Here is a 23,482-nt window from a genome sequence, read left to right on the forward strand (position 1 = left end):
GCCCGCACGAGTCAAGGGAGAAAGGGCGCAAAAGGGGTGGAGCAGGGGGGGCCGGGGGCGAACCAGAACCCTGCGAGCCGGCGATCCGGGGCCAGGTGGATCACGCTGGCCGAGGAGGTGCCGAACCGGGAGCCCGGCTCGGGGTGGATGCACAGGGGGGTGGCTTCGGGGCTGTCCCGGTCGTGATCCGCGAGGAACCGGAACATTCGGTCCGGACCGGGGTCGCCCTCCCGGGCCACCTCCTCCATCCGCCGCAGGCACCGCCGGGCCTTGGGATCGTCGGGGACCCGGAACCGGGCGTTGGTGATCACGTGACAGCCGGGGAGCAGCCGGTAGGTCTGGGTGCTCCCCGGCGCGTGGTCCACCACGTAGGCCCGCTCCGGGTCGGCGATGAGCAAGGTGTAGGCCTTGCACGCCGGGGCCACCCATTCGGCGAACCGCCGGGCCTCGTCCGCCGAGGCGTGGCGAAGGGTCTCCAGCACGACGGTGCCCCGGCTGCAGGCGCTGGGCCCCTTGGCCAGGGTGCCCTCGTGGTTGGCCAGGGTGACCAGCAGGCCCGCGTCCTGGTTCACCCCCAGCCAGGTGCCGCCGGCCACGCGGTCCCGGGGGCCCAGGATGCGGGGCGTGTCCACCAGCCGGGTAGGCGGGTCCCATGCCCGGTCCAGGTTCTCGTCGCGGTTTCCCGCGAACACCACCGGTTTGCCGTGAAACACCTGGTACCAAAGGTGAAGGGTGCACATGAAGCGACTCCGTGAAGGTTCGGTTGCTCGGGCTCCCCCCGCTTCAGCCGCTGCGAGCCGCCGGCGCGAGCCGGAGCCCCGAGCGCGAGAGCACCATTCCGGCCAAGAGCGTCACGCCGGCCGACACCCCGGCCGTGGCCCAGATGCCTCCCCAGGCCCAGACGGGCGCGCCGATCAGGGCCCCCACCATGCGGCCGAGCCCGAGCACCGCGAAGTACAGGCTCAGGAACGTCGCCCGGGCCCCCGGCGCCACCTCGGTGCAGACCGAGAACGAGGTGACCACCGTGAACTCGAAGCACACGAACACGCCGTACAGGGCCCCCAGGGCCAGCGGCAGGGCCCGGACCGAGAGGGGGAGGGCCAGGTAGGCCGCGGCCGTGAGCGCGGTGCCCCAGCCCAGGGCCCGGGTGAGCCCGATGCGGTCCGACACGGCCGCGGTCAGCCCCTCGCCCGAGAGCTCGGCCAGCCCCACCACGGCCGTGGACGCGCCCAGCGCCGCCAACCCCAGGCCGAACCGGCTCTCCAGCAGGGCACCGTACACCACGAACAGGTTGTCGTTGGCCAGGCTCACGAGAAAGCCGAAGGCCAGGGCCGCCCGGGCACGGGGTTCACGCAGAACTCCCGCGGGGTTCCCCCGGCGGCCCGCACGGGAGGGGTCGGCGGCCGGCGGGAACGCCCAGGCGACCCCTGCGATGCCCAGCACCCCCAGCCCGGCCAGGAACCCGAACGCCTCGGGCCAGCCGGCCCGGTCCGCCACCCAGCCCACGACCGGGATCCCCACCAGGGTGCTGCCGGCCCAGGCCGTCTCCACCAGCCCCACGGCCCGGCCCCTCGCCGGCAATGCCACCCGGGCCCCCACGTGGGCCTGCACGGCCGGGTCGAACACCGCCTTGCCCACGGACGCCATCAACACCCCCGCGAACACGGCCGTGTAGGTGTCGAGGACCCCCGCTGCCATGCCGGCCGCGGTCAACGCCATGCCCGCCAGGAGCAGCACCCGCGGGCCCCTGCGGTCTGCCAACGGTCCGGCAACCGGCCCCAGCAGGGCCGCGAGCTGGGACGCCGCGATCATGGCGGTGATCCCGGCCAGGGGCACGCCCAGGTGCCGGGCCAGGTCCGGGGCGAACGGGTAGGGCAGCCGCCGGGCCGTGTTGATCACGGTGCGGGCGGCCACGGCCGTGGCCAGCGATAGGACGAGGGAAGGGGGGCGCCGCTCGGTCTCCATGGCGCCGCATTCTGCCTGGATCGCGAGGCCGACGCCAGGGGGCAGGGGCAGGGCCGTGGGCCGTCACGGGGCCCAGCGGGTGAACACGAAGTCGTGGCCTTGGACGTTCGACTGGTGGCAGGGGAAGCAGGTGACGTAGAGCTTCATGTCGTTCACCGGCGTGCCGTCGGGGCGGAACCGGGCGAACCCCCAACCGCCGGTGTCGGCGAAGCGCTTCGAGTCCTTCTCCATGATCTCGATGCTCACCGGCCCCCCGGGCACGGTGGCGCCCTCCCACTCGACGCTCTGGACCGCCTTGTACACGAGCTTCACAATCTTCGAGCCGTCGGGAAAGGGGAGGGTACCGCTGCCGTACGCCTCAAGCATCACAGGGTTGGCGAGCATCATCCGGATGTGGCCCTTGTCCGTGCGCAGGCTGGGGGCCACCGCCGTCCAGGTGCGGTAGTCCGGAGGCAGGCTCACTCCGGTCACGGCGGTGGGGGTGCCGGTGTCGGAGCCCCGAACGACATCCGGCCCCACGACCAACGACACAATCAGAGCGACGGTCCGGATCCATCCCATGGTTTTGTCTCCTGAAAACGCGACCGGGGGCGACCGCCCGCAGTCCCGTGTTGTGGAGAGGGCAACGCAGGAAACGCTATGGCCGTGAGCGTACTCGCGGAAGACGCCGCGTCAATGGTGAGCCACGGCGACTCTCCCCCGGCCTTCTTCGGTCCGGGGAGGGGGATCGGGCCCCTTCACGCCTTTGGCTGTTCCAATCGGGAGGCGTTGGCAAGCGGCATCCCGTGGTTCCTCTGCCGGGGAGAAAAGGGGCTTGATCCCGCCGGGCCATACGCCGTTGGAGATCGTCCGGGCCTTCGGGGGGCGTGGGAGGTCACATGTTGCACAGCTCTTTTGCGTAGACGTCTCCATCCAGCACGATTTCGGTGATCTCGCCCGTGGGTTGCTGCACGTAGACCTGTGCCGTGCCCTGGTACCCGTCCGAGGTCTGGTAGTAGATCGTTTGGCCTTGCACGGAGTAGGTGCCCGAGTCCTGGGCCCCTCCGCCGTAAAACGTGCCGGCGGACCCGGACGAGTACGTCTCCCCGCCCAGGCTCCACCGGCCCTGGCCGTCGAAAGAGATGGACGTCATCTGGCCATACGTGCCCCCGATGCTCGATCCGGAAAAGTGGCAGAACGTGCCGTAGAGGAGGGCCGTGTCCGCTCCGCCAGGTTGCACACCGGTACCCCCCGAGGATTGCCCGGACCCGCCTTCGTTCCGCTGACACGAAAAGGTCGATCCGTCCGAATAACGGAACACGAGGGTGGTGTCCGTAAGGGTGTCCACCTGGTACGTGCCTTGCCCACCGCTGCCGCTCACGACCAACTGCCCGCCCCCGGTCAACTGATAGTTCCACGTGCCCTGCGCGGTCTGGAACAGCCCGTCCGCCGTGAAGGTGAGGCTCCCCTGCCCGGCAGGCGTTCCGTCGTAGGCGGTCATCTGGCACGTCCACGTGCCCACGATGGAGGCCGGGCCGCCGCCCCCTCCCCCTGACGTCCCGCCGCTTCCGGTTTCGGTGCTTCCCCCATCCCCCCCGGATTGATCGCCCGAGGCCAGCGCCCCGCCGGAACCGCTTCCGCCGGTGTCCCCCGCGCCGCCCCCCCCACCCCCTCCACCGCCGCAGGCTGCGCCCCCCAGGACCAGCAGCCCGCCCACAGCACAGATCGTCAGAAGAGAGATCAGCCTCCCGTTCATCTCGCACCTCCTCTTGTTGATCATCGTGGGGTGAAGCGGAACATGAGATCTCCCTTGCTCTGTTGGAGAATGCCGTAGAGCGGCCCCAGGGCCCGGGTGATGGAGACGAAGTTGCCCGCGCCGTCCGAGATGCCCGAACCGCGGTCCTCGATGCCGGTTCCGTCAAGGCGGACGTAGATGAACGCGATGGTTCCATCGGGGTAGAGGCGGGCACCGAACGTGTTGAAGTCGCTGTCCGCTCCCTCCTGGGCCTTGGTCTCCACGTCCACCCACCACACCGCCACGTAGGCGTTCGAGCCTTCCTGGTGCACGCGCACCTCCCCGGCGTTGTACGCGGAGAAGTCCCCGTTCTCCACCGCGATGGCCGGCCCGGTGCTTTCGAGGTCGAACCCCGGCCCCGGCGGGCTGCTCCGGTCGCCGAGCCAGATGTTCCCGTTGTCGTCCACGGTGATCCGGGTGTACCCCGTTCCGAAGAACGGAAACGTCCAGGGCAGATCGTAGGTCACGGTGCATTCGTCGCAGGACGAAAGGCTCTCAACCACGGGAGCGGACTCGTCCCCCGCAGGGGCGGTGCTGCCGGTCACCGAGTAGGCCGGTTGGGCCGAGTCGTCCATGGCGGTGCCGGCCATGGTCTCTTCCCAGTCCCCCACTCCGTCCCGGTCGGTGTCGTCCCGGTAGGAGTTGGTGCCCGTGTCCCCATGGTGCCGGTACGCTCCCGTGCCGGTCTCGCGGAGGTCTGCCAATCCGTCTCCGTCGTAATCCGTGTCGTGGTCCGGGTAGATCCACAGGCCCGAGCGGCTGGATCCGGCCTCGGGCCCCACCACGGCGAGTTCGCCCCCGGCGCCGGGCAGGACGTGGCGGGGGGTGAGGCCCGTGCCGAGCCCGGACCAGGTCTGGCCCGAGTCGGTGCTCGTGAACACGTCGGACCCGCCGGCCAGGTAGAGATCCCCGGACTCGGTCACGGCCAAGTCGTGTACGTACTCCTCGGCCGAAACGTCGGTCCACGTGCCCCCGCCGTCCTCGGTGTAGAACACCTGCCAGCACCCGCTCGCATACACCCGGTCCGCGTCCAGGCCCACCACGTGGAAGGTGGACGTCTGGGCGCACGAATCCCTTCCGGGCGGGCTCACGTCCTGCCACGTGTCGCCGCCGTCGGCGCTCTTGAGGACTTTCCAGTTGCCCCCACCCGCCTCGATGGCGTAGACCGCGGACCCGGATCCCCACAGGTCGTAGATCCGGGTGCTGGTGCTCCCCTGGTAGACCACCGCCCAGGTCTGGCCGCCGTCGGCGCTCCGGGCGATCATGGCGGGGTAGTACCACGAGTACCAGTTATAACGCCCCCCCACGAACACCGTGGTTCCGTCGGGGGTCCACACGCACTCGAGCAGCCCGTTGTTCACCGAAACCGGAAGCTGGGCCCAACTTGCGCCCCCGTCCGTGGTTTTCTCGACCTGCCCCGCGTAAACGGCCACGTACACGGTCTGGCCCGCGCCCCACACGTCCATGGCGTGGCCGTCGATCTCGTGGGCGCTCCACGTCATCCCCCGGTCGGTGGTGTGGAGCGCGGCCGTGGGCCAATCGTACGTGGCCGGGCCCCACCCGCCGACCAGGTAGAGGTCGTCCAGGCCGGTGCCCCACACGGCCCAAGCCTTGTGGCCGGGCGACAGCGGTCGGTACCCGAAGCCGGGGCTTGGCGGCGAGACGGCGATCGGGACGGCCACCTGCACCGTGGAATCGGCGTTGCTCGTGGCGACGAGATTCACGACGCAGTCCTGCCCCGGGCTGCCGGCCGTGTACGTGCCCGTGGCCTCGTCGAACGCCCCGATCTCTCCCCCGCAGTCGCCGTCCGCGTCGGTCAACTCCCAGGTGACCGAGGTGTCCAAGGTCCCGGCAACCTCGGCGGTGAACACCTGCTCGGTGCCTCCCGGCCGGGCGGCCGCATCCGGAGTGATGGAAACCCTCACGGGAACGTCGATCAGGATCGTAACGCTCCTCGAAACGGTGGGGTCGGCGTTGCTCGTGGCGGTGAGCACCACGTCGCAGTCTAAGTCGGGCTCCCCGGCCGTATACGCGCCCGTGGCCTCGTCGAACGCCCCGATCTCCCCCCCGCAGTCGCCGTCCGCGTCGGTCAACTCCCAGGTCACCGAACGGTCCAACGCGTTCCACACCGTGGCGGAAAACGCCCGTTGCTCACCGGGAGAGAGGGTGAGCGGGGTAGCACCGGGGATCAGCCGCATGGAAACGGGCAGTCCCGCGCGCTCCAAGGCCGCGGCCCGCACCTCTTCGTCCCCCCGGTCCGCCCCGAACACGTACGGGCCGAGCACGGCCAGGCCGTCGCCGTCGTTGGAACCCAGGCTCGCCGCGGCGGTCCATTCGGCGGTGTCCGGATCCAGCAGGAACACCTCCTGGCCGGTGGCGGCCGCGATCTTTCCGGATGCGGCATCCCAGCCGAGGCCTCCGAACGAGGGGTCGTACGCGGCATAGTCCAGGGTCTGGGTCACCTGCCCCGTCTGGGGATCGATCCGGAAGATCGCGTCCTGCCCCGGGTCGGAGACCCACACGTGGCTTCCGTCCCAGGCCAGGCCGTCGGCCCACTGCACCCCCTGGGCCGTCAGGTCCAGCGCTTCCAACTGCTGGCCCGTTGTGGTCAGGCGGTACAACCATCCGGATGCCGTTCCCACCCACAGGTAGGGGCCGCCCGCGGTGTCCGGGTCGTACGCCAACCCCCTCGGTATCCCGTCCAGCCCGCTCAGCCGGAAGCACTCCTGCACGTTGCCGTGCACGTCCACCCGGAACACGGTGCCGTCGTCGTCCAGAATCCACAGATCGGACACACCATCGCTGGCCATGCCCACGGGGTCACGCGCGTCCGCGTCGGTGCACAGGTCCGGGTTCGAGACCGAGGGAAAGTTGTTCGTGTCGAACCACCCGTCGAACAGCACGATCTGGGCCGTGGCGGACACGGACGGGTCGGTTGCCAGGCGCGCAGTCAGGCTGGCCTGGTCTCCGTCCCACGGGACGCTGTCCGGCGCCGTGTACAGGCCGGATCCGTCCACCGCGCCCGGATCCCCTTCGCCCAGGAGCCACTCCACCGCGCCCGAAGGGTCTCCCTGAACGGTTGCCGAAAACTGCCTGGACGTGCCCTCGAGCACCACTGCCAGCTCCGGCTCCACCGTGATCCCGGCGGGAACGTCCACCGTCACCACGGCCTCGGCCCAGGCCGCCCCGTCCGCCTGGCTCGTGGCCCGCACCTCCACGTCGCAGTCCTCCGCCGGGTTGCCCGCCGTGTACGCGCCGTCGGCCGACACCGTCCCGGTCTCCCCCCCGCAGTCGCCGTCCGCGTCCAACACGCTCCAGCTCACCGCCCGGTTCTCGTCCCCCGTGACCGCGGCCTCAAACGCCTGGGTGCCTCCGGCCGGCACGGTGGCCTGGGCAGGCGTTACGCTCACCTGCACCGGGGCGGCAGCCCCGGAGGGCTGCACCGTGACCACCGCTTCCCCCCGCACGGACGGGTCGACCGCGCTTGTCGCAACGACCCGCACCTGGCACTCCTCTGAAGGGTTTCCGGGGGTGTAGGTTCCGTCCGCCGACACCGATCCCGCCTCCGGCCCGCAGCTCACGTCCTCCAGGGCCCAGGTCACCGCGGAGTCCGGCAGGGCCTCCACCTCGGCCGTGAACGAAGCCGTGCCCCCGGCCTCCACGGTGGGCACCGGGGGGGCCACCGTGACCGAGGCCAGATCCTCCAGGGGAATGCGCACCGAGACCCTGGAACCTGCATACAGGTACTCCACCACCGTTGTCCCCCGCATCCGGAGGATCTCACCGGCGAACACCTCGGCCGAGAAGGTCCGGTCCGGTCCGGCCTGGACCGTGAGCACCACCGGCGTGCCGTCCAGGGGCACCTCGGCCGACACGGGGTCCATCCCTTCGGCCGCGCAGGTCACGGTGATCCGGGTGATGCCCGCCGGGAGCCCGGCAACCGCCCCGGCGGCCCGCGGTGCGCTGCGGGCGTGCAGGGAAACCACCACCCGCGCGGTGCCGTCGCCCGGGCCTGCGCCGCACCCGGCCAGGCCCAGCAACCCCGCTGCTGCGGCTGCGAGTCGGCGCCAGCGCCTCATGGTCCACCTCCGGAACTCGTCACTGGATGGGGTTTTTCTTCCCGCCTCCCGGCCCGGGGACCGGCAGCGGTCCGGGAGGCGCCCCGGTCGCGCCGGGAGGCAGCGGTTCGACCGACGGGCCCGTCGCCGGCAACCGGAGACCGGTGCCGGTTTCCATGGTCTCGCCTTCCCGGGAACGCCCCGGCGAAGGGAGTCTCTCGATCCTCCCCACCCACACCGGCCCCGCGCGCGCCGGCCCCACCACGAACGAGAACCAGGCCCCGTCCACCGGGTCGGCGCCCGGGATCTCGGGAAACCGGAACCGGATCCGCCCGTCGGAGTGCTCCTCGAATTCGGTCACCTCGAACTCCCGGCCGTCCTCCAACTCCACCTGCACCCGCCCCGCGCACCCAAACCCCTCTCCCTCCAGCACGATCCGCTCCCCGCCGCGGAACCCTTGGGCCAAGCCTATCGGGTCTGTTGCGCGAATCTCGGGGTTGGCCCGGTCCACCTGGAGGAAGGACACCACCCGGCCCTGCTCCACCGTGACGTCCCAATAGGCCGGGACGTACCCGGCCGGCGATCCGCACGGCGCGATCCGCCAAGCCCCTTCGGGCAGGACCACCCGGTACCGGCCCGCCTTGTCGGCCTGAACCTCGCGGTACCCGCCCCCGCCGGCCGGCCGGCCCGGGCGCCAGACCCGCACGGTGACCCCGGCGGCAGGGCTACCGTCCGCCTGCCGAACCGTGCCCGAAACCCACACCCCGCTCTCCTGTGCGCCGCCCGATCCGTTCCCCCCGATCCCGATGGCCCGTAGCCCCGGAACCGCGGCCTGGGCGCTCCAGACCGCTAACACGAACATTCCCGTCAGCACCGAACCGCACCGGCGGATCATGGCTTTCCTCCATCGGGCCGGGGGGACCAGGCCACCGGCCCGGAGGGGTCGGACAGGATCCCCCTCCGGTACAGCGCCCTCACCCGGTACCAGCACGTCCCCGTCGGGGGTGCTTGCCGATCCTCGAAACGGGGCTCTTCCAGCACTCCCGAGATCTTCACGAACCCCCCGTCCCGGGACCATGCCCGGTACACCACGTATCCCCTGAGGTCCGGGGAGTCCACGGCGCGCCACGTGAGCGCGGGCCCCTCCGTTCCCTTCCGAACCGAAAGCCCCTGGGGAGGTCTGGGCTCGACGCGGGCCCAGGCCCGGGCCGAGCGGGGCCGGGAACGGGCGCTCTCGTTCCCCGACCGGTCCACCGCGCTCACGGCGTACCGGTACAGGCGGCCGCCCAGGACCGAGGTGTCGTCGTAGGCCCGCGCCCGCAGGGGCTGCCCGGTGAGCCGGGCGAACTCTTCCGACGGGCTTTCCGCCCGGTACACGTGGAAGCCGGCCACGTCCGGGTCGGCCGGGGGGCTCCACTGAACCCGGATCCGCCCCTCCAGCACAGAGAGCCCGGTGATCACCGGCCGGGCCGGCGGCCGGTGATCCGGGGGTTCGTACCCCACGGGCTTCGAAAGGGCGCCCGCGGCGCCCCCCGGCCCCAGGGCCGCCACCCAGTAGCGGTACGTGTACCCCGCGGCCAATGGCACCCGGTCCACGTACCGCTGCCGGGCCCGGTCCGAAGGGGGAACCCGGGCCACCAGGGCCGGCGGGTTTCCGGCCACGGCCCGGTACACCCGGTACTCCAGCACCGGCCCGGCCACCGACTGCCAGGTCACAGACACCCGGCCGTCGTCGAGCCGCTCCACCCGGAGGTCCTCAGGGGGAGCCGGTTTGGGTTCTGCCCCCCAGACGGTGGCCGCCCACACGGCCGCAACCAGCACGGTCCACCGAACCATGGGTCACTCCATCTGGATGCCGCAGGTGAGATCCTGCCGGCACAGTTCGCCAAAGGGGTCCTCCTCGGCCCAGCCTCCCCACTCGCCCACCTCTGCAACCTCGACGCCCCCAATGGTACCGTCTTCTCGGAACCACAGTTTGGTGGCCGGATCTCCGGGGAGGGGGTACGGAGGCGGCTCCTCCTGGCCGGGGGACGGGGTCAGCACGCCTATGTACACCTCGCGGGGCGCAAAGTAGACCCAGAACGTGTTCTGAACGACCGGCGCGTCTACAAGATACCGGGCCTTGATCCCCGGCCCTCCTGGCCCGTTGTACACCTGGACGCCGGCCAGCATGTCGTTGCGGACGGTGAGATCCCCGAATGTGCCCTCCACGTAAGGCCGGGCGCACATTCCCCCCGACCGGCTCGAGAGGGCTGCGCCCAGGGTGGCACCGATGTTCATCTCGATCCGGACCGGCCACTCCACGGCAATGGGCACCACCTGGGCGTTGACCGCGAGCCCGAAGCCCATGTTGCTCCCCCACCGCCACAGCCGGCCCTCGCCGCCGATGTTGACTCCTCCGGGGAAGGGCAGCAGACCGGCTCCCGGCGGGAAGAAGGGCACTCCCGCCGTGAGCGCGGAGCACAGTTCCCCGTTCAGGTACTCTCCGCTGTCCTCGTTCAGGTTCACCCGGCCCCGGAGCACGAACTTCCCCAACTCGAAGCCGAAGTACTTCGTCAGGCTGGTGAGCAGGAACTCGTTGTCCTGGGGGCCGAGCTTGGCGTCCACGCGGCTTGCGTGCCGGAAGACCTGGGCCCCTGCGTTCACCCACCACTCGCCGGTGTCGCCGAAGTAGCGGCTGAGGGTTTCGGTTTCGGGCACGCCGGAGCCCATGCGGATGGTCAGGTAGGTGTCCGACGGCTCGAACGGGCTGTCCGGCCAGAAGGTGTCCGCCTTGTACAGGATCTGGGCCGCAGTCGCGCCCAGCACGGGAAACTCCAGGTTCCCCACCAGACTCAGGTAGTTGTCCAGGCTTCCGTCCGGGCGCAGCGCGCCGACCCAGCCGCCCGCCACCCCGCTGAACCCGGTACCGCCCAGGGACCGGTCGCCCAGGGGGCTTTGGGTCAGGACCGTCTCCCCGGGGTTCTCGAACTCCGGCACGCTCTCGGCCAGGGCGGCCAGCCGGCCGGTCACCCACCGGGCCACGTCGATCCCGGCCACGATCTGCCGGAAGTAACCTTTCGGGACCGAGATCCAGTCGGTCCGCTCCATCTTTTCCCGATCGAACACGAGCCACCCGCCCTCGGCCTCTTCGAACGGCGCGGTCTGGAGCCAGCCCCATTCCCACTCGGGGTTCGCGGCGTTTTCGATATGGTTGCTGCGGGACTCCTGGAAGTCCTGCCGCTCGCCGGCCGCCACCTCGGCCGCGAACACCGCTCCGATGCGCAGTTCCTCCAGCACCGCCAGGATCACGTTGGTCAACCCGTCCCAGCAGCGGTCCGGAGCGAGCACCAGGAGCCCGCCGGGCCCGGCCGGGGTGCCCGGCGGGCAGGCCCCGGCCAGCAGGTCCAAAAGGCGGGAAAGAAACGGATCGTTCAGCGCCTCCACCTTGCGCACCACGGCGTCGAACACGGCCTTGGCCGTGCGGGGCGCGGTCATGCCCACCTCCAGGAGATCGGCATCCCCCCGGATGAGGTGCTTGAGACCGGTGTTCCCCGCACGAACCGGCCCGTTGCCGTAGTCCACGGTCTCCGGGCCCTCCCACACAACCTCGAGGGCGTTGGCCAGGTCCGGCTCCTGGCCGGCCAACTCCTCGGCCGCCCGAACCGCGTTCACCAGCATCTGGGCCGCGAACTCCAGATCGCTTTGCATCTCCTGCACATTCCCGAGGCCGCGCACGAACGCCCCCACGGCCGTGTCATCCTCCGGAAGGCCCTCGGGTTCGGGGCACGAGGCGGTCAATGCCCCCGAAAAGATCACGTTGAACAGGCCTGCGGCCACGTTCAGCCCGGCCTGGGGCAGGGTCTCCTGGCTCTCGAGCAAGTCCGGAGCACGGGCCAGCTCGATCCCGGCCGCCAGGGGCAGGAGCGAAAGCCCCGGCGGGACGTCCCCGCCGGCATGCCGGTTCAGTATGCAGGTGAGCTCGGGTGCCCCCTCGGCCCGGGCGAGCTGTTCCAGCAGGGGGAGGGCCGCCTCCGCACCGGCGCCCTGCCCGGCACCGGATGCGGTCTCGACCAGGGCCGGGGCCTGGGCCACGGCCCATCGGTAGAGGTCTCCCTCCAGGGTGCCCTCCTCGAACACCGTGGCCCCCAGGCCGGCGAGGATCACGGCCCAGGCCGGCGCATCGGGCTGGCTCGATGCCATCGCCTGTCCCAAGGCGACGGCCAATTCGTCGCTCCACCGGGCCAGCCAGCCCATGACCCTGCCCGCCTCTTCCGGAACCCCGGCCCGGTTGCGAAGCTCCTCCAGCGCGTCACCGAGGAGCCGGGCCAACTCCGCCACGAGCGCGGCGGTTTCGGGTTGGCTCGCCTGCTCGTACAGCACCGCGGCCACCACCAGGGCGGCCTGCGCTGCCTTCTGAGCCGCCCGGGCCGCGGGGGTGTCGGGCTCGCCCAGGGCCTCGAGGATCTCGCCCAGCGCCCGGGCCGCCTCTGCCGGGGTCATGGGCTCCCCGCGCAGGTCCCCCCGCAGGAACGCCCGCACCGCAGCCCGGACCCGCTCCCGCTCGGGCTCCTCCAGCCGCTTGCCCGTGAAGGCGTAGGAGGCCGAACTGGCCGCCTGGGCCACGAGTCCGGGCAGGTGGGTCCGGGCCGCGCCCACCGGGTCGGCCAGGACCTGCAGGGCACCCCGCACCGCCTCCCGGACCGGCTCGCCGGCCCGGTCGCCCCACTCCTCCGTCAGGGCCTGGGCCACGTTCCCGGCGGCGGCCAGGCCCAGCTCGTGGCGTTGGGCGTTCACCACCCCCTCCGGCGGAACCTTCAGCACCGCCTCGGCCACCAGCTCGAGGCCCCGGGGGCGGGACGGGCCCGTCCCGCCCAGGGCCTGGCGGACCCTCAGGAGCGCCATCGCCACCAGGTCGGCCGGGCTCGCGTGCGGGGCCTCGCCGGCCAGTTCCTCGGCCAGGAACCGCTGCCACTGGCGCGATTGCGAGAGCGATCCGGCCTCCCCGGCCAGCGCGAACCGCCGATCCAGTTCCTCGGCGCCGGAGGCGGGCTCGCGCACCAGGGCTCCCACCCCTGAGGCTGCGGCCCGCCGGAGCCGTTCGGCCACGTCCGGCGCCTCCAGCCGTTCGGCCAGGTCCGCCAGGGCCACGGCCTCGCGCACGGTGTCGTAGTCCGGATCATCCCCGAGCCGGCCGGCCAGAAGATCCGCGGCCCGGGCCAGGAACCGCTTGCGCGGCTCGCGAGCGATGCGGCCGAGCAGGACATCGTGCTCCAGAAGGACCCATCCGCGCTCGCCCCGGCCGGGCTCGCCCCGGCGGTTCATGCGGTCGGACTCGGACAGCATGTCCAGGGCCAGTCCGATAAACGCGTCGAAGCTCTGGCCATCCACCTCATGACCCGGGGCGAGCACGGCCCGCGCCTGGGGATTGGCCGGGGCGAGCTCGGCCACCACATCCAGTGCCCAGCCCAGCTCACGGGGGGTTGCCTGGCCCGGCAGGGACGGATCGTCCACGGACACGGCCACCCGGCCGGCCATGAGGTCGAAGTTGGAGGCCGCATTCTGGAAGTCGGGGTCCTGCCAGGCCAGAAATCCCATGGTGCGGTGATAGGCCCGGGCCGCCCGGAGCACCGCCACCAGGTTGGCGAGGGTGTTATGCTGCGTCAGGTCGTTGATCCGGTTGAGGAGCACCCGGCTCAGGGCCGCCTGGCGCGCCGTCAACTCGCCCGTACCGAACGCCTCGGGAACCTCCATGCCGGCGCTGCGGAGCTGCTCCACCACCTGGGCGAACTCCTCCACCAGCGACTGGATCTCCTCGTCCTCGGGCGCGCCGGCCAGGTCCTGGAGCAGGGCCTGCCACAGGTGCTCCAGCAAGTCCCGGGCCTCGTCCGGCGAGATCACCTCGCCCACAGGCCGGCCCGTGCGGGCGGCGAACCGGAGGAGCCGCAGCAGCTCCCGGGCCTGCTGCCGGCTGAGGCCGCCCCCGCCGCTGTGGCAGGTCAGGCACCCGGGCGCGGGCCCGGTGGTCTGGGCTGCGGACCGCATGGCATCGCCCACGGCCTGGGCCGGGGAGCGCCCTCCCACGCCCGCGGCGGCCAGCTTTTCGTGCACGTCGGAGAGGGCCCGGAACCAGACCGTGGTTTCCCGGTCCCCACCGCGCACCGCCTCCACCAGGGCGTCCACCTCCTCGTCCAGGCAGTCCCTGAAATTCGCGAGCCCAGCATCGATCGCCCCCCCGCTCACGCCCGCCACCTCCAGGTTGCGCAGGGTGTCTCTCACCCGCAGGGCCTCCTCGAGCGCGGCGAGCAGGCTGCGGCGAGTCCCGGGGTTCCCCAGGGCCTCCCGGCCCAACTTCGCACACTCCAGGGGTTGGAGAACCCTTTGTTGTGCAAGGTTGGCCGCATCCAAGACGATCCCGAGCCATTCCTCCTGGCTCGGGCCCCCTTGGATCTGCCGGCGGGAGTTGTCGGCCGCTTGCTGGGCCACCCTGAGGAGGGTGCGCAGGGACAAAGGATGGTCCGGATTCTCCCCGGCCCAGTCCTTTGCTTTGACAATGCGGTCGTACAGGCGCTTGGCCTCCTCGGCGGTCTCCGGCTGGACCGCGGGAACCCAGTACCCGACGAGCGAGGCGTCGGCGAACTCGGCAAGGTCGTCCTGTTGCTCGCGGAACAACTCGATCGCTTGCTCCGCCGCCAACTGGCACCCGGTGTCCTCCCCCCCCCAGGTGCGCCAACCCATGAGCTCGATGCGCTCGCAGTACTTGAGCAGCGACCCCAGTGTCTCCTTGCGCTGCTCGTGCGTCATGGTTTGCGCTTGACCCTGGTAGCGCTCCACCATCCGCCGCACCAACAGGTCCTGGCGATGAAGCAAGGCCCGGAGCCGCGCCGAGGCGTCTCGGGAAAGCCTTCCGTAGAGCAGCGAGCCGCCCTCCCCGAACTCAGGCAGGCGCTCCCGAGCTTCGTCCATGGCCACGGCCCAGCGCAGCCACTCGGGCTCCCGTTCCTGGATGCACCTCCACTGATCCTCGATGGTGCCCGAGTCCAGGCACGCTTCGGCCGTCTCGAGCCACCTGCGGGTCGCCTCGGCCCCGGCTTCATCGAGGGTGCGCTTTATCTCCCACTTTTGGCGCTCCGTTAATTTTTTCCCTTCTGCCACCTCCTGTTCCACCAAGTCGCCCACGAAGGGCATCACCCTTTTCTCGATGACATCCCCGAAGTCCTGGGGGGTGAGCGCCTCGCGGATCTGGCGGCGCAGTTCCTGCGCCCGACGCATCGTGTCGGCCTCGGTCGCCTGCGCCGGGTCGCCGTCGGCCACCGGCTCGGGCGCCGGAGGCGGCGGATCGTACACCGGCTTCTGCTCGTCGTACTCGACGTCCAATCTCTGGCCCGTATCGGGGTGCTGCACCTGAACCCGGGTGCGGCCCGAGGGCGTCCGCCTCACGGTGCCGGTGGGGGTGATCTCCTCCACGGTTCCGTCCGCCTCTCTGCGGGTCTGGAACTCGGGCTCCGGTTCCCCGGCCCGCGAGATTTGGGGTGCGGGGCCTGGGGGAAGAAGCAGGGGGCCGGCCCGCTCCTCGAACCCGTAGGCGCGCACGCGCACATCCCACCGGTCGGAGTCGGGGTCGGGCCGCCACGCCTCGAACCGGTACTCTCCCCCCTTCCACCGGACTTGCAGCATCCGGCCCTTGGGCGGGGAGTCCTGTTGCACGGCCAGGACCTCGGCCGCCCCCACCCGCGCGGAGCGGCGTACCCCCTGGACGAGGATCTGCCCGTCCCCGGCCTCGAGCAGCCAACGCCCCTGCTCCTGTTCGCGGGCCTGCCCGCCCTCCCACCGGCCGTCCTGCGGGTACCACGTGAGCTCTGGGGTCGGATCGGACACGATCCCGCGCCCCAGGAATTCGGCCGGCCGCACCTCGAACCGGCCCGGGTACAGCCGCACGCTCACGCCGGCGTCCCGGTGGGCCGCCAGGGCGTAGCCGCCCGCGTCGGTTTCCAGGTCGAACACCAGGTCGCCGGGCGTCCACTCGGCCCGGGCCAGGTCCCCGTCGGGCTGCACCTCCACCGGGTCCCCCGCCTCGTAGATCCGCGTCCACCCGTCGCCCTTCACCTTGACGTACCCCGTGCCCTCGTAGGCAAGCCAGACGGTCTCGCCCCGGAACGGCACGCGCACCCTGGCACCGGAGAGCGCCCCGGTGATGTCGATGGCACCGGTATCGGGATCGCGGAGCGGGTCTTTGGGCTCGCGCCGGATCCACTGGCCCCGGGGGCCGTGGAGCCACACGAATCCCCGCTCGTACCGAACCGTCCAGCCCTGCAGGTCCGCGCCGGGCGGGCCGGGCGGTTTCGGCTCCTCTGCCTCCACCACCTCCTGCCCCGGATCGGGCCTGGGCGGTTCGTTGGGCCGATCGGGCTCCCGGCCCAGGCGTTTTTTCAGGTAGTCCCAGAAGCCCGTGGCCGCATCCCACGCGGCCTCGCCAGCCTTCCACACGAGGATCCCCGGCGCGGCCAGGGGGGCCAGCACATACTCCCACCGCACGAGACCCGTGAGCTTGTCCCAGGTGAGCACCCCGGTCACGTCTTCCAGGTCGACGGGGATCTCCACCCGGAACAGCTTCTCCGGCTCGGGCCGGTCCGGATCGGCCCCGGGCGCGGTGTAGCGCTCGAACGCCTCCGGATCCACGTTCTCGTACTCCTCCACCCGGCCGTCGGGCCGTTCGATCCGGTACCGCCTGGTGCTGGCGTTGTACGTGTAGATCGTGCCGTCCTCGGCCAGCCGGCGGGCCGCCTTCACGTTCCCCTGCTCGTCCCTCAGTTCGTAGGGGGCCTTGGGATCGTCCAGCACCCGCTCCAGGTACCGAACGGCCGCCTCCAGGTGCTCCCGGGCCGGTTCGGGCAGCCCTTCGTCCCCCAGGGCCCGCTCCAACACGTCCACGGCCGGCCCGGCCTGAAGGGCGAACCCCGCGAGATAGGGGTCGGTGGCGATCCGGGACACCGCCACCACCGAGCCCTCCACCAGGCCCGCCGCGGTGCCGGCCTCGCCCAGCAGGGGAGCCAGGTCCTGGAGCAGGCCCCGGGCCGCCGCCAGCACAGCGTCGGGATCGGAGGGGTCCGCCAGGAGCAGGGCGGTCCCCATGCGGCGGGCCACGTACAGGGCCACCCGAACGGCCCGCCGGGCGTTCTCGTCGCGGGCCATGTCCTCCAGGGTCTCCAGGGCCTCCTCCGCGAACCGCAGGACCCGGCGACCGTCGGGCGGGGCCGGGCCCTGCCACACGTTCATCTCGGCCGCGAGTTCCATCGTCCGCGCCAGGAGCGTGAGGCCCAGGCGGACGTCCCGGTCCAGGGGCATCTGGGCGGCTGCGCCGGCGATGCGGGCCGCCCCCCGGAGCACCGGGCCCGGCTCGGGCGGTTCGGACGCCTCGGCCGCCCGGGCCAGGAGTATGGCCTCGGCCAGCACGGCCCGGACCAACTCCACCGTCTGGGGGGTGTAGTCCAGTTGGGAAAGGTCGGGGTCCTGGCCCACCTCGTACACGGCCTTGTCGGCGGCCCGCAGGAGCTTCACCGAGGCGGGGTCCTCGCTTTCGGCGGTCACCACCTCCCAGGCCCGTTCCAGGGCGTCGAACAGGGTGAAGGCCAGCCCGGGGATCGGCGGATCCCGGCCCGCCGCCTCGGCCACGGTGTTCACGGCCCGGGCTATGGTCCGCTGGGTCTCCACGACCCAGAAGAACCGCTGCCTGGCCCGATCGGCCGGGTCCTCGATGGCCTCCACCTCGGCCACCCGGAGCACCTGGGCCAGCACGTTCAGCACGGCGATGACCTGGGCGTCGTAGGGATCGTAACCGGGCCGGGCCACGCAAAACTCGGGCCTGTCCGCGTTGGCCCGCCTGAGGTCGTCGACCAGGGGGATCACGAGCTCGCGCACCACCCGGCCCGCGTCCGGCGAGTCGCCCGAAAGGGCGGGGTGCTCCACCCATCCCAGCACTCTCCGGGAAAGGGCCAGCCCGTTTCGGATGTCCCGCTCCCCGACCCCGGTGGTTTGACTGATCGCCGTCACGATGGCATCGGCTGCGTCGGGGTTCTGATCGGCCAGGGCGCACGCCGCGTCCGGGATCGATGCGATCACCTCGAGCACCTGGTTCAGGTCGACCTGGGGCGGAGCACCCGGTCGGGGGTTCCGGAGATCCTCGATTACGTCCAGCATCAGCTCCGCCAGCCGGACCATGAGGGGAAGCAGGGGCTGCTCGCTCTTCACCGGCTCCATCTCGGCAAGACTCCGCGCGAACTCGGCCGCCTCCCTCAGGGTTCTCCACACGTCCTCCGCATCGAGCCCGCCCTGCTCCAAGAACTTCCGGGCCGGCAGCACCGGCAGGTGGACGCCCAGGGTCACGGTCCGGGCCGGATCGCTCTCGTCGTCCAGGCTCAGGAGGATGCCGGTGAGCAGGTTGTCCAGGGTGCGGACCACGGCGAGCGCCAGTTCCTCGGGGGGAATCTTCTCCAGGTTGACCAGGTTGCCTACGTCCCGCACCAGATCCTTGATCATGTCGGGCCCGAATTCCTTCCACTTCTCGGCGTCGTCCGGAAGCTCGATCTCGATGTCCAGGCCTGCCTCTTCGGCCAGTTTGGCAAGGAGGATCTCGATCACCTCCGCGGCGCTCACCAGAAGGTTGGCGCCGTCGGTCACGAGCATCCGGTTGAACTCCTCCATCAGGGGCGCGCACGCGGCCGCGAGCCCAGCGGCGGCGCCTCCTGTGGCGCCGGTCGCTGCCGCACCGGCCTCGGCGCACACGTCGGCCGTCAACGCCAGGGCGAGGGTCGTGCTGAACGCCACGGTGTCCCCCACGAACCGACCGAAGGACTCGGCCTCCTCTGGCATGTCCAGCAGCGCCTCGGCGGAGGCGGTTCCCAGCTTGGCCCCGGTGCGGCCGATGTTCATGCCGGCCAGGAGCGCGCGGAAGGTGTGCACCCCCGCGCCCAGGGACACCCGCTCCACCAGGGTGCCGTCGTCGGTGCGCACCACATCCGCAACACCCACCAGTTTGAGCACCCCCAGCACCGAGAACTCCCCCTGGCCAAGGAAGCCCTTGAACTCCTCGGCCTGTACCGACTCGCCTTCTTCGTCCGGGAACCACACGCCCGAAGCCGTGGAGGCGATGCTCTCGGCCACCGCGTCCCTGCCGAAGGCGTTCACGTACCGCAGGTTGACCCGGCCCACCACGTACCCGCGGGAGTCGCCGCAGATGGTGTTGCGCGAGGCATCTTCGGGCCTCTCCCCGATCCGCTTCACCAGATCGTCCGCCGCCTGTTGTAACTCCGGAAAGCCCCAGGGGATCTCGTCGACGCCGTTTTCCTTCAGCAGATCCGCGCAGCTTTGCTCCGGGCCCGAAAGGAACGGAACCCGGGCGCCTGATGCCGTGTGCTGGATCCGCACCCTGCGGCTGCCGAAGAACGGAAAGTGCAGGGTCCCCTCGAACGTGACCAGGGGAACCGCGGCCGCCACGGCCGCGCGAGCCTCGCGGTCGGTCCGCAGGCCCAGGGCCGACGAGGGCGCGGCCTCGGTCTGAGGCTGGCTTCCGCCGGCGCGAGCAGCGGCAGTGGGCGCGTACCGGGCGAACCGGATCTCGCCCGAAGGGGTGAAGGGGATGCCCAGGAACCCCACGGAGCCCACGGGTTCCACCCGGGGGCTGGCACGCGGGTCGCCGTCGTAGCCGATGTTGCCGTCCGGAAAAATGTCCAGGGTGATCTTGAAATCGCCGGTGCCCGACGCTCCCCCCGGGGGGATCTGCCACCGGGACCCCCCGGCGCCGGTGGCCGCGCCGAGCACCTCGGCCCGCGGGCTCGCCACGCCGAACTCCGGGCCGCCCAGTTCGGGGGGCACGTCAAAGGTGATGCCGGCGTCCCGGATCTCGATGCGGTCGGTGTCGAACACCACCCCCCGGGCCGGGCCGTAGTCTGCCGTGCGGGCCGGGTCGGGCCGGTCCATGTACAGCCAGAACCCCCTGAGTCCCCCCTCTTCCAGCGGTCCGTCGATCACGAACGCGCCGTCCGACAGGACGCCCCAGCGCCACGGCTGCCCCTCCATTGGCACGTAGTCCATGGGCGAAACCGAGCCCCCGCGCTCGGCCTCGGTTACGGCCGCGTCCTTCATCTCGGCCTGATAGCCCGGGCCCCTAGGGGGGGCGGGTTCCGCGTCGGCAGTCGGCCCGGCCATGTCCACCCCGTATCCCGCCGTGCCCCGTTCACCGGGTCGGTCGCCCGGGCCGGCCATGTCCACCCCATATCCCGCCGTTCCGGAGGCTCCGCCCCTGCGGGCCCAGTCGCCCGGGGGGGGTGCCAGCCGGGCACCCTGCCCGATGGCCTGGCCCCCGCCTCCGGGATCCCGCGCCCACCCGGACGGCCCCGTTCCCCAGCCTCCGGACCCGGCGCCCTGGCCCACGTCCTCGTCCGCGTCCACGATGTTGCCCAGGGGGCGTGCCACGTCCGGGTCCACGGCCTCGTCGCCCCCGGTCCGGTCCGTGCGGCCGCCCGAGCCGGGGCGGGCCCCAGAACCCGGTCTCCGGCCAGGGGGACCCGTGGGATTGCCCAGGGGGTCGCGGGGGACTTCGACCTCCAGGTCGCCGGTCTCTACCCAGTGCCCGGGACGGGGCGTGGAGAGGACGGGTCCTTTGCCGCCCTCACGGGCAGGGGATGGGAAGGGCCCTGGCACGCCTTTCGTCCCCCCTGGGCGGGGCAGGGGGCCCTGCGGCGGCACGTAGTACCGGCCCGGGTACAGGGTGACGCGCCAGTAGGCCAAGGGCCATCCCCCCTCGGCCGGAGGGGCCAGCAGGCCGTCTTCGGGCACCAGGATCGAGCCGTCCGCAGCCACCGAACCCTCGAAGGCCAGGGTCAGGCCCGCAGGAGGCGGCACGCGGATCACGCCCCGCGCCCGGTTCTCCACCAGGGCGCTCTCCTCCACCCGGAGCAACAGGTTCTCCACCCGGCCGTCGAACGCTCCCACCTTGCGGCTCCACGCACCGGCGCCCACGAACGAGCCGCCTTCCAGGTGGAGCCCCGGCCCCCGGGCGTAGGCATCCCTCAGGAGCTCGGTTTGCTCCCGGAACGCCTCCTCGTCGGTCGGCCAGGTGAACAGGGACGGGTTCTGGGACTCGGCCACCGCGGTTCGGGTGGTGGCCGCCCCCCCGGCCAGCACCAGCCGGGCCCGGTCCGGCCGGTACGTGAACCCGTCGATGGTCACGGCCGGAAGATCGCGGGTCATGACCTCGGTGTGGAAGCCCCGAAGCGTCGTGCCCTCCGGGTCGCCCCGGCGCAGGTGGCGGAACGCGAGGGTTCCCCCGCCCAGGTCCTGGGGCAGCCGGATCCAGCCGGCCAGGTCCAGGCCCCCGACCCCGCCGTCCACCAGGTCGAACGTTCCGCCCGAGAACCCGATGCGGAACCCCGAGGGGGACAAGGGCTCCATCTCGCCCCTGGGATCGCCCTTCAGAACGTCCGGGGGCACCTCCGAGGCGCGGACCACTTCCACCCCCTCGGCCGACACGGAGCCGGCGGGTGAGATCCGAAGGAACGGGGCCCGCCCGTAGAGCCAGGCCGGCTCCCTCGTGTCGAAAACCCCCAGGAGGGCTTCGTCAAAGCTGGTGAAGGAAACGTCGTCCAGCGCTCGCACCGGCACGCGCACCAGGGCCGAGACCAGGGCCAGCCCGGTCCACTCCGGGTCGTCGGCCGCGGCGCCGTAGCCCAGGTGGGGCGAAAAGTCCATCAGCAGGCGGCTCCCCCCGGCGAACACGTCCACCGGCAGATAGGTGCTCTCCACCCCGGGGGGCGGGACGTTCCCCGGAAGCACGGTGCCCGGCGGCACCGCGGCCTCGGCCACGAACTCCCCGCCGTTCAGGACCGGCACGTCCCGGGCCCCCACCCACACCGGCGCCCGGGGGGACCAGGGTGTGGTGGCCGTGATCACCACGGCCACGTCCGCCCGGGCCCGCTCCGGCTCCAGCCTCAGGGCCTGGATCCGAACCGTGTGGCCGAAGAGCTGCAGCGTGACCGGATCGCCCGCCAGTTCCGCGAGCCCCCGCGTGGCCCTCCACGCCAGCGGTTCGCCCGATGGATCACCCCTCACCCCCTCGAACGCCACCTCCACCGGCGTGCGGTTCCCGTCGCCCCTCCACCGCACCACGCCGCGGCCGTAAAGGCCCCAGCGGGTGGAGCTGCTGGCATCGTACTCGGTCACCTCGATCCGGAAGCCCGCCATGTCCAGGTACGAGGGAAGCCCGCCCGGAAACCGCCCCTCCACCGGCTTGCGCGCCACGGGCACGTACTCGGAAAAATCAAAGGCGCCGGCCCCCTGGGCGGGCACGGCCCGCCAGACGAGCCGCGCCGTGTCCAGGACCACGGCCCCCTCCTTGAGGCGGAAGACCAGCTCACCCTGCTCCCGGGTCAGGGGGACGTCCCAAGCCACGGGCAGCTCGGCAAAGCTCCCCCGGCATTCCAGGCGGGCCCGGGCCCGGTCCACGCCCTCCTGGAATGCCTGGGGCGACTCGACCAGGGTGAGGTATCCGGACTGCTCCACCCATGGATTCCCAGCCCCTGAGGCCACCGGCGAGCCGCAAGCGGGAAGCGGGGGAAGCCCCGTTACGGACACGAGCCCCGAGGCGACCTCGTGGACCTCGATCTGGAGGGCCTGTCTTTCCTGGAACGAGCTGTTCTCCACCCGAACGCGCAAGGTCACCCGGCGGCCGGCCTCCACCTCGGCCCGCTCCAGCCGGTTCAGGCTCTGGAGCAGCCGCTCCAGCGGAGGCTGCACCTCGCCTGTGCGCTCCTCCACCGAGGCCGGGGCCACCTCCACGGACCGGAAGAACACCCCCCCGGGGGGTGGCGGCCGGGCGAGGCGGAACGAACCCTCCTCGCTGCGCACCGGGGGGCTTCCGTCGGCCGGGAAACCGATCACCCGCCAGCGGTACCCCCCGGCGCCCAGGGCCACCACCCGCCCCAGGTCGGGTATCCACCAGGGCTTCCGAACCTCGGCCGCGAGCACCGGTCCGGTTTTGCCCTCCGCACGCCCCTTTCCGGACGCCCCCTTGGGCGAGACGGGCGCCTCACGGTTCATCTCCACGCGGAACCGGTCGAAGAACCCCGGGGGCGCGTCCACGGGCCGCCAGGCGAAGGACAGGAGCCGGGGGGCCAACCGCTGGCCCTCGGCCGGCGCGGTCAGCCGGATTCCGGGCCGCCGCGAGGGGGGGACCCGTTCGGCCACGAAGTAGGTGATCTCGGGCACCGCCAGGGCCGAGGGCTGCCCCGAGCCGTTGTCAAAGGTGAGGGTCACGGTGTGGGGGCCCGGCTCGAACGTGGGCAGGGCCACCCCGGTCTTGTCGGACCGGGTCACCAGGTCGGTCCCGAAGGTAAGGGTCTCCACGGTCTCCACCAGGATCCGGCCGTCCACGATCCACTGGATCCGCAGCGTTCCGTTCCCCTGGTAGCGGAACAACGCCTCGGCGTAGAACCCGGGCTCGTCCTTGGCCACGGTCTGGCGGCCCGTGCCGTTGGGGAACCGCAGCTCCACGTGCTCCACCACGACCACCGGCGACGCCGTGGAGGCCCCCACTCCCTCGACCGCGATCTCCAGTTCCGCGGCCCTAACCCCCCCCGGGGCCTTCGCCAGGAGGAACGCAATGCCGGCGAGCGACCCGAACCGAAGCACCCGTCGGACCATACCGCCTCTC

The 23,482-nt window shown here is 71.8% G+C and carries 8 protein-coding genes; all 8 read right to left on the reverse strand.

Annotation, left to right across the window (positions count from 1 at the left end; all coding sequences use genetic code 11):
- Positions 1-11: 11 nt before the first annotated feature.
- Positions 12-740 (reverse strand): NRDE family protein, encoded by a 729-nt coding sequence (locus DEFCA_RS0100610; protein WP_025321113.1) that lies wholly within the window; start codon positions 738-740, stop codon positions 12-14.
- A 43-nt stretch (positions 741-783) separates the two neighbouring features.
- The gene (locus tag DEFCA_RS0100615; RefSeq protein WP_025321114.1) at positions 784-1,965 is read right to left on the reverse strand and encodes an MFS transporter; all 1,182 of its coding nucleotides are present in this window, start codon (positions 1,963-1,965) and stop codon (positions 784-786) included.
- A gap of 63 nt (positions 1,966-2,028) precedes the next feature.
- Entirely contained in the window at positions 2,029-2,526 is a 498-nt protein-coding gene (locus tag DEFCA_RS0100620; RefSeq protein ID WP_025321115.1) for a cytochrome P460 family protein, read from the reverse strand.
- A gap of 313 nt (positions 2,527-2,839) precedes the next feature.
- The gene (locus tag DEFCA_RS18915) at positions 2,840-3,700 is read right to left on the reverse strand and encodes a hypothetical protein (protein WP_025321116.1); all 861 of its coding nucleotides are present in this window, start codon (positions 3,698-3,700) and stop codon (positions 2,840-2,842) included.
- 20 nt (positions 3,701-3,720) lie between these two features.
- Positions 3,721-7,818: a hypothetical protein gene (locus DEFCA_RS21860; RefSeq protein ID WP_169709389.1), complete on the reverse strand. Its 4,098-nt coding sequence runs from the start codon at positions 7,816-7,818 to the stop codon at positions 3,721-3,723.
- A 19-nt stretch (positions 7,819-7,837) separates the two neighbouring features.
- Positions 7,838-8,692, reverse strand: coding sequence for a carboxypeptidase-like regulatory domain-containing protein (locus DEFCA_RS0100635; RefSeq protein WP_025321118.1), 855 nt, complete (start codon positions 8,690-8,692; stop codon positions 7,838-7,840).
- The gene (locus DEFCA_RS0100640) at positions 8,689-9,633 is read right to left on the reverse strand and encodes a fibronectin type III domain-containing protein (protein ID WP_025321119.1); all 945 of its coding nucleotides are present in this window, start codon (positions 9,631-9,633) and stop codon (positions 8,689-8,691) included. Before DEFCA_RS0100640 ends, DEFCA_RS0100635 begins: the two co-directional genes overlap by 4 nt.
- A gap of 3 nt (positions 9,634-9,636) precedes the next feature.
- Positions 9,637-23,472, reverse strand: a complete 13,836-nt coding sequence (locus DEFCA_RS18925; RefSeq protein WP_025321120.1) for a proline-rich domain-containing protein — start codon at positions 23,470-23,472, stop codon at positions 9,637-9,639.
- Between the last annotated feature and the right edge of the window lie 10 nt (positions 23,473-23,482).

This window comes from Deferrisoma camini S3R1, assembly GCF_000526155.1.
Lineage (GTDB): Bacteria > Desulfobacterota > Deferrisomatia > Deferrisomatales > Deferrisomataceae > Deferrisoma > Deferrisoma camini.